The following is an 8,285-nucleotide window of genomic DNA, read 5'->3' as shown; positions in this document are numbered from 1 at the left end:
CTGCGACGCTTTTGTCGCAGCGGCTGTCGCCGCGGGCCATCCCCACAACCCCGACTTCAACGGCGCCCGCCAGGAAGGCGTCGGCTATTTCCAGACGACGTCGCGCGGGCGCCGGCGCTGCAGCACGGCCGCCGGTTATCTCAAACCCGCGCGCGGCCGCGCCAATCTGACAATCGTGACCGACGCCCTGGCATCACGCATTCTGGTCGAGGACGGCCGCGCGATCGGCGTGCGTTACCTTCAAGGCGGCGTCGAAAAGGAAGCGCGCGCCGGGGCCGAGGTCATCGTCTCCGGCGGCGCCATCAACTCGCCCCAGCTCCTGCAGATCTCCGGCATCGGGCCGGGCGCTCTGCTGCGCGAGATCGGCGTCGAGGTGGTGCACGAGCTGCCGGGAGTCGGCGAGAACCTGCAGGACCACTATCAGTCGCGCCTGGTGCATGAGGTCGGCGACGGCATGTCGTTCAATGACGACGTGCGCGGCCTCTTCCGGCGCGGACTGGTCGGCCTGGATTACATCCTGAACGGCAAGGGGCCGCTGACCGTGAGCGCCGGCCAGGTCGGCCTCTTCGCCAAGACAAGACCGGAGGTCGCGACGGCGGACGTGCAGTTCCACTTCATCGCCTATAGCGCGGACAACCCCTTGGAGCGCACCATGCACGACTATTCGGGCGTCACGCTCTCGGTCTGCCAGCTGCGCCCGGAAAGCCGGGGATACGTGCGCGCCAATTCGGCCGACCCGACGGTGCGCCCGGCCATTCAGCCGAACTATCTGCACAGCGAACTGGATCAGCGCACCATGGTCGACGGCCTGAAGCTGGGCCGCGCCATCGCCGGTCAAGACGCCTATGCCCGCCACGTCAAACGCGAGACCCTGCCGGGTCCGGACATGACCGACGACGCGGCGCTGTTGCAATACATCCGCGAGACCGGCGGCACGATCTATCACCCGACCAGCACCTGCGCGATGGGCCAGGACGAGCGCGCCGTTGTCGACGAACGCTTGCGGGTGCGTGGCCTTCGTGGCCTGCGCGTCGCCGACGCCTCGATCATGCCGACCGTCGTCTCCGGCAACACCAACGCGCCCGCCATCATGATCGGCGAGAAGGCCGCCGCGATGATTCTGGAGGACGCGCGCTAGAGCAGGACGCAGATCTGCGCGGCGACCGCCTTCGCGAAGGGCTCCAGCATGTCGGGGTCAAGGTGGACGCCGTCGATGGTGCCAGGCTTGACCGCCTCGTTGGTGTCGAAGCAGGCGATGCCGAACACCGCGGCCAGGGCCGGATAGGTCTGGCGCAACTCTTCAAGCACAACCCGGTTCTTCTCATCACCGAACATGGGCGCAAGCCATGTCTGGTCAACCGGACCCAGGACCGGTGGCACCAGAAGAAGGATTTGCGGCGGACCGGCATCCGGGCCACAGCCCGACTTGAGCGCCAGATCGACCAGACGCGACATGGCTGTCGCGATCTCGGCGCCGTTAACGCCGAACCGGTTCTTGATGTCGTTCGTGCCCAGCATCAACACCAGAAGATCCACCGGCATGTGGCTCTTCAGTACATTCGGCAGATCCGCCAACCCGCTCATGCCGCCCAGGACCGGATCGTCGAAGACCGTGGTGCGCCCGCTCAAGCCTTCCTCGACGACGTGGTAACCGTCGCCGAGTTCGTCCTGAAGGCGCCGGGTCCAGCGTTCCGCGATCCCGTAGCGATGGAAGGCCTCCGCGCCCCGGGGGTCGAAACCCCAGGTGATCGAGTCGCCGAAGCAAACGATCGACTTGGGCTCCCCACCTCCGGTCATCGTGAACGCCGCAAGCCGCCGACTAGGCCGTGCGCCAGGGCGCGCGGGCGAACAGCGCCAGGAAGTGCAGCACCAGGGTGGCGCCAGCCAACGCGGTAATCTCGCCGACATCGTAGACCGGCGCGACCTCGACCAGATCGGCGCCGACAATGTTGACGCCCTTCAACCCCATGATGATCTGGTTGGCCTGGTTGGTGGTGAGCCCGCCGACCACCGGCGTGCCGGTGCCCGGCGCATAACTGGGATCCAGACAATCGATATCGAAGGTCAGATAGCACTTGGTGTCGCCGACGATGCGGCGCGCTTCGCTGATCGTCTTCTCGATGCCGTTCGCGTGCACCCAGGGCGCGTCGAGAATGTTGAAACCCATGGTGTCCTGGTTGCAGGTACGGATACCGATCTGGACCGATGTCTTGGGATCGATCAGCCCTTCGCGCGTGGCATGCCAGAACATGGTGCCGTGGTTGATGCCGTCGTCGTGCTCATCGGGCCAGGTATCGGTATGGGCGTCGAAATGGATGATCGAGAGCGGCGCGCCGTGCTTTTCCGCATGCGCCTTGATCAGCGGATAAGTGATGAAGTGATCGCCGCCCATGGCGACCATCATGGTGTCTTCGTCCAACACCGCCTTCGCGCACTTCGTGATGTCGTCAGGCACGATTGCCGGCCTGGCGAAATCGAGCGGCATGTCGCCATGGTCGGCGATCGCCATTTCGTCGATCGGATGATAGTCGAGGCCGTAGGGGATCTTTTCGAACGCCAGCCCGGTCGACGCCGCGCGGATGCCACGCGGACCGAAACGCGTGCCCGGCCGGTTGGTCGTCGCGGTGTCGAACGGCACGCCATAGACCACCGCGTCGACGCCATCGAGATCCTTGCGATAGGGCCGGCGCAGAAAGCTCGTTACTCCCGCATAGGTGATGTCCTGCGGATGGGCCTTAAGATCCGTCGCGCGGATCGCGTGATCGCCCCAAACGTCGTCGCCGCTCATCATGAAACCCCTTTGTGATGTCTCGTCGGCCATGGTCGTGCACCCCTTTTGAATGTCCGGTGGCGGCCGGCGAGCCTTTCTTGGCCGGAAACCAGCAGAGGTCAAGTCTCCCGGCCTTGGCCACAACCGCCAATCGGGCCGCCGTCGCGGCCGCCTGCGACCTGTGGTAGTCTACGAAGGGGCGCAGGATCGCAGCAACTGCGGCAAGGAGGGGTCCCTGCCATGGCCGACACGACCGTCTATTTCGCGACAAACCGGCGCCCGAACAACGAGAGCAAGCCGACCGATTTTACCTCGGACTTCACCGAAGACATGACATCGTTTCGCGTCGGCACGGCCAGCGTGCCGGGCAGCCAGCTCTACGCGACCGATGTAGGCGAGGTCGGCAAGACCCTCACGATCAAGGTCGCCGGCGAAAAACTCGACAAAGACGATGCCCGCGACGCGGTCGTTGGCAGCGACAGCATGTTCGCCGCCATCCGCCAGGAGATGTTGGCCGGCGCCGATGCCCTGCTGCTGATCCACGGATACAACTATACGTTCCGCGATGCCCTGGGCCGCGCGGCGCAGATCAAGCAATGGCTGGAGACCGAACCGCCAGCGGGCGTTCGCACGCGTCCGCTGGTCATGATGGCATTCAGTTGGCCATCGCTCGGCGAAGGCGTGACGCCAAAACTCTACGAACTGGAAACCGAACGCGCACGCGCCTCGGGCGTGTCGCTGGGCCGCGCTATCTTGAAAGCGACCGACTACCTGCGCGCCATCAAACGCGACGAACGTTGCACCGGCTCGGTCCACCTGATGGCCCACAGCATGGGCAACTGGGCGCTGCGCGGCGCGGTCCAGGCGATGAAGACCTTTGTCGGCAACAACATTCCGCCGATCTTCAACGAGGTCATCCTGACCGCCGCCGACGAGGATCACGACACGCTCTCGAAACCGCACAAGATCGTGCCGCTCTTGGGCGGCTGCCGGCGCATCACCGTTTACCACAACGCCCAGGATGTGGCGCTCAAGGCAAGCGACGGTCCGCTCGGCAATCCCGATCGCCTGGGCCGCTCCGGCCCCGACCGTTCGTTCGACCTTGCCCCGAAGGTCACTGCCGTCAACGCGGCACCCGCCATCAAGTGGGAGCGCAACGGCGCGCCCGCCTGGCAGGAGGACGACACCGGCCACCAGTACTATCGCAACAACCCCGTTGTACGCCGCGACATGCAGGCGGTACTGGCGAGCGAAGCCGACGAGGACATCGAGAACCGCTCGGCGATCGACACCGGCTACCGTCTGGAGCCCGCACCTGGCACGGCGCGGCGGCGGCCCGGCTCGAAGAAAGCCGCACCCGCCGCCAGCAAAGCCAAAAAGGCGAAGAAGGCGAAGAAGGCGAAGAAAGCCAAGAAGGCCAAGAAAGCCTGAACTTGACCCGGGCCCGGTCCTGGCCCACGAAGGGCCATGCCTTACGCTTCCCTGCGCGATTTCATCCAGCGCCTTGAAGACAGGGGCGAACTGGTGCGGGTCACAGCACCCGTCTCGCCCAATCTGGAGATGACGGAGATCCAGACCCGGCTGCTCGCCGAGGGCGGACCCGCTGTGCTGTTCGAAAACGTGGTTGGCGACGACGGCGCGCGCGCCGAGATGCCGGTGCTGGTCAACCTGTTCGGCACGGTCGAGCGGGTCGCCGCCGGCATGGAGCGCGAGCCCCACCAGTTGCGCGAGATCGGCGAGACCCTCGCCTTCCTGCGCCAGCCCGAACCACCCGGCGGCTGGCGCGAGGCGTTTGAGATGATGCCGCTCCTGAAGACCGTCATGGCGATGAAGCCGAAGACGGTGTCGTCGGCGCCGTGCCAAGAGGTCGTCTTGACCGGCGACGACATCGACCTCGGTAAGTTGCCGATCCAGACCTGCTGGCCGGGCGAACCGGCCCCGTTGATCACCTGGCCGCTGGTCGTGACCAAAGGCCCGGGCAAGGGCCGCACCGACGGCTACAACCTCGGCATCTACCGCATGCAGGTGACGGGCCGCGACACGACCCTGATGCGCTGGCTGAAACACCGGGGCGGCGCCCAGCACCACGCGCGCTGGAAGGAAGAGAAGCCAGAGCCCCTGCCCGCCGCCGCCGTTATCGGCGCTGATCCCGGCACGATCCTCGCCGCCGTCACGCCGGTGCCCGACACGCTCTCGGAGTACCAGTTCGCCGGCCTCCTGCGCGGCAAGAAGGTTGAGCTGGTCGACTGCAAGACCGTGCCACTGAAAGTCCCCGCCGAGGCCGAGATCGTGCTGGAGGGCGAGGTCTCGCTTAGCGACTACCAGGACGAAGGCCCTTATGGCGACCACACCGGCTACTACAACGCCGTCGAGCCCTTCCCCGTCTTCCGCGTCACCGCGATCACGCGGCGCCAGAACCCGATCTACCTCTCGACCTTCACCGGGCGGCCACCGGATGAACCGAGCGTGCTGGGCGAAGCGCTCAACGAGGTCTTCATTCCACTGATCCAGCAGCAGTTTCCGGAGATCGTCGACTTCTGGCTGCCGCCGGAAGGCTGCAGCTATCGCATCGCGGTCGTCTCGATGAAGAAGGCCTATCCCGGTCACGCCAAGCGCGTGATGATGGCGGTCTGGTCATACTTGCGTCAGTTCATCTATACGAAGTTCGTCATCGTCGTGGACGACGACATCGACGCGCGCGACTGGAAGGACGTCATGTGGGCGATCTCGACCCGCATGGACCCGGCGCGCGACATCACCGTCGTCCAGTCGACGCCCATCGACTACCTGGATTTCGCCAGCCCGGAGTCCGGCATCGGCGGCAAGCTGGGCCTGGACGCAACCAACAAAATGCCGGGCGAAACCCACCGCGAGTGGGGCCGCAAGATCCGTATGGACGACGCGGTGATCGAAAAGGTTGATGCCATGTGGTCCGAGCTCGGCCTGCCCGGTTCCGGCAAGTCGATCTGGTCGTGACGGCGAGCAAGGGACGACGCGCCGATGAGCACCGCTGACGAGAACAAACGCCTTGTCCGCGAGGCTTTCCGGCCGTGGGAAACCGGCGATAGCGGCCCCTTCTTCGATCTGGTCGCCGACGATGTCACCTGGACGGTGATCGGCACGACGTCCGTTTCCGGCGTCTACCATTCGAAACAGGCGTTGATCGACCAGGCCTTCGGCCCGCTGCTTGACCGCCTCGACGGACCGCTCAAGACCCGCTTCATCGATCTTGTCGCCGACGGCGACAAGGTGATCCTGCGCCATGAGAGCACGGGCGTCGCCAAGACCGGCCTGCCCTACGAGCAGGTCTATTGCTTCGCCATGGTGATGCGCGACGGCCGGATCACCGAGATCACCGCCTATCTCGACACCGACCTGCTCGCCCGGATCCTCGCTTAGGTCGGCTTCAAATCGCGCGGTCGTTTGAGGAACCAGCAGGCGATGACCGAGACCACGGCGAGCGCGGCGAGATAGACGCCGACGGCGACCAAACCGCCGGTCTCCGCGACAATCCAGGTGGCGATCATCGGACCGGTGCCGCCCAGTGCCGCCATGCTGAGATTGTGGCTCAGGTTCGCCGACGTCGCGCGCACCCGCCACGGGAACATCTCCGCGAAGGTCCCGGGCACGACGAAGGCATAGGCGCCGTTGAGCAGACCGAGCACGCAGAGCGCGAGGGTCACCTGCGCGGTGTCGCCGCTCGCGATCAGCACATACATCGGATAGAACAGAACCGCGAACAGCAGCGCGGTCGCCAGCAGCACCGGGCGGCGCCCGATCTTGTCCGACAGCATGGCCGCCGGAAAACCCGCCGCGATCGAGAGCGCGATCGCCAGCGCGTTGATCTCCAAGGACAGCGCGCGCGAGATATCGGCGTTTCGGATCAGCCAGCCCGGCACAAAGATCGTGGTGACGTAGAAGTTGGCGGCCAACACGATGTCGATCGCCGTGGCATGCAGGATCGTGCCGCCATGATGGCGGAACGCCTCGGCCGCCGGCAGCTTGGCGGGCGCATCGGGCGCCTCCGGCTCGTCGATCTTGAGCCGCGAGAAGAGCGCGATGGCGCCGAGCAGCAGGCCCGCCCAAAACGGGATGCGCCAGCCCCAGGCGGCGATGTCGTCGTCGGTCATCAGCGTCGAGACGAGGACGCCGACCGCCGTGCCGATCAACAGCCCGGCAAACAGACCGCCGGTCGCGAACGACGCGAAGAGACCGCGCCGACCGGCGGGCGCGGATTCCGACAGGAAGACGCCGGAGCCGATGTATTCGCCGCCGACCGAAAGCCCCTGGACCATGCGCAGCACGACCAGGATGACGGCCGCCGCCGGGCCGATCTGCGCATCCGTCGGCAACAGGCCAATCGCGCAGGTCGCGAACGCCATGGAGAGCACCGAGACGATCATCATGGACCGCCGGCCCCAGCGGTCGCCGATATGGCCGAACAGGATCGCACCCAGGGGGCGCATGACAAAGCCGACGGCAAACGCGCCGAACGAGGCAATCAGCGAGGTCGCGGGGTCGTCGGCGGGAAAGAATAGCCGCCCCAGCGTCGCGGCGAAAAAGCCATAGATCGCGAAGTCGTACCATTCGAGCACGTTGCCGATGAAACCGGCGACGATGATGCGGAGGTTCTTGCGCTTTCTGGGCGGTGTGGCCGCTTGCTCGCTCATGGCGGTTTCCCTGAATCCCGCGACACCAGCGCCCGGAACCTCATGTCGCGAACCGACTAGAACGCCCCGCGTCTGGCGTCAACGATCACGCGCCCCGCAAGAAACGGGTTGCCCCACAACGGCCCGATCCTCATCCATGCGCCGCCGCTGAACGGGAGTGTCTCCATGAAGAAAGTCCTGGCCCCTTACGAAATCGCCCACTGGGTCGACGACTGGCACCTGGCGCCCGCCCTCGACACCGGCGATTTCGTCTTTTTCTCCGGCGTCACCGGGTCCCATCCCGACCTCACGGTCGCCGACGACCCGGAAACCCAGTTCCGCGATACCTTCCGCTTTCTGGGCGACTGCTTGGCCTCAGCCGGTCTCGGCTTCGACGACATCGTCGAGATCACGACCTACCACGTCGATCTGCGCAAACACCTCGACGTCTTCGTGACGGTCAAGGACGAGATCATCAAGCCGCCCTACCCCGCCTGGACCGCCATCGGCGTCACCGAACTGATCACCGAGGGGACGCTGGTGGAGATCCGCGCGATCGCGCGGCGGGGATGACCCGTCACTCCCCAAACCCTTGACTCCCCACCGATTTCCACCTATTTCCGCACTCATGGAAAGGTTGCACGCCCTGCTACTCGGTCTACGACTTATCTGACCGGCGCCTGAAGCGCCGGGTCAGCCGTCCCGTCGTACCCTTTTCCAAGCAGTTTCCGGTGTAACCGATGTCCCGTTTCGAGCCTTGTTATCGCTTTCTGTCCGCCGCTCCGGCGCGCGGGCGTTATCATGTCTTCATCTTCGACCTGCGACTTACGGGCTTGCCGGCACGCGCCGCCGCGCCAGCCGGCTCT

The 8,285-nt window shown here is 65.6% G+C and carries 8 protein-coding genes; 5 read left to right on the top strand and 3 right to left on the bottom strand.

All coding sequences use genetic code 11. From position 1 onward, the window contains the following. On the top strand, positions 1 to 1,138 hold a 1,138-nt coding region (locus AAF563_25085; GenBank protein MEM7124574.1), incomplete at its 5' end, for a GMC oxidoreductase. Here AAF563_25085 and AAF563_25080 read toward each other — a convergent pair. Together AAF563_25080 and speB are read right to left on the bottom strand one after the other, a co-directional pair. Then, complete coding sequence (locus AAF563_25080; protein ID MEM7124573.1) at positions 1,135 to 1,797, bottom strand: GDSL-type esterase/lipase family protein; 663 nt, start codon at positions 1,795 to 1,797, stop codon at positions 1,135 to 1,137. The two genes, AAF563_25085 and AAF563_25080, sit on opposite strands and share 4 nt — an antisense overlap. Before the next feature lie 22 nt (positions 1,798 to 1,819). After that, on the bottom strand, positions 1,820 to 2,821 hold the full coding sequence (gene speB / locus AAF563_25075; protein MEM7124572.1) for an agmatinase: 1,002 nt from the start codon (positions 2,819 to 2,821) through the stop codon (positions 1,820 to 1,822). A 189-nt stretch (positions 2,822 to 3,010) separates the two neighbouring features. Between speB and AAF563_25070 the strand changes: the two genes are divergently transcribed. Genes AAF563_25070 through AAF563_25060 form a run of 3 tightly spaced genes read left to right on the top strand, consistent with a single transcriptional unit; the run spans position 3,011 to position 6,169 of the window. Continuing rightward, positions 3,011 to 4,201 (top strand): alpha/beta hydrolase, encoded by a 1,191-nt coding sequence (locus tag AAF563_25070; protein MEM7124571.1) that lies wholly within the window; start codon positions 3,011 to 3,013, stop codon positions 4,199 to 4,201. A gap of 36 nt (positions 4,202 to 4,237) precedes the next feature. After that, the gene (locus AAF563_25065) at positions 4,238 to 5,746 is read left to right on the top strand and encodes a UbiD family decarboxylase (GenBank protein MEM7124570.1); all 1,509 of its coding nucleotides are present in this window, start codon (positions 4,238 to 4,240) and stop codon (positions 5,744 to 5,746) included. Between the two features lie 24 nt (positions 5,747 to 5,770). After that, a complete protein-coding gene (locus tag AAF563_25060) occupies positions 5,771 to 6,169 on the top strand; it encodes a nuclear transport factor 2 family protein (GenBank protein ID MEM7124569.1) in 399 nt (132 codons plus the stop codon). On the opposite strand, the gene AAF563_25055 is transcribed toward AAF563_25060, so the two are convergent. Further along, positions 6,166 to 7,440, bottom strand: coding sequence for an MFS transporter (locus AAF563_25055; protein ID MEM7124568.1), 1,275 nt, complete (start codon positions 7,438 to 7,440; stop codon positions 6,166 to 6,168). The genes AAF563_25060 and AAF563_25055 overlap by 4 nt on opposite strands. A gap of 165 nt (positions 7,441 to 7,605) precedes the next feature. Between AAF563_25055 and AAF563_25050 the strand changes: the two genes are divergently transcribed. After that, positions 7,606 to 7,992: a RidA family protein gene (locus AAF563_25050; GenBank protein MEM7124567.1), complete on the top strand. Its 387-nt coding sequence runs from the start codon at positions 7,606 to 7,608 to the stop codon at positions 7,990 to 7,992. Positions 7,993 to 8,285: the final 293 nt, after the last annotated feature.

It is taken from the genome of Pseudomonadota bacterium, assembly GCA_039028155.1.
In the GTDB taxonomy this organism is placed as follows: Bacteria; Pseudomonadota; Alphaproteobacteria; order SP197; family SP197; genus JANQGO01.
Note: the sequence above shows the minus strand (reverse complement) of the source record. Positions and strands in the feature narration are given on the sequence as shown.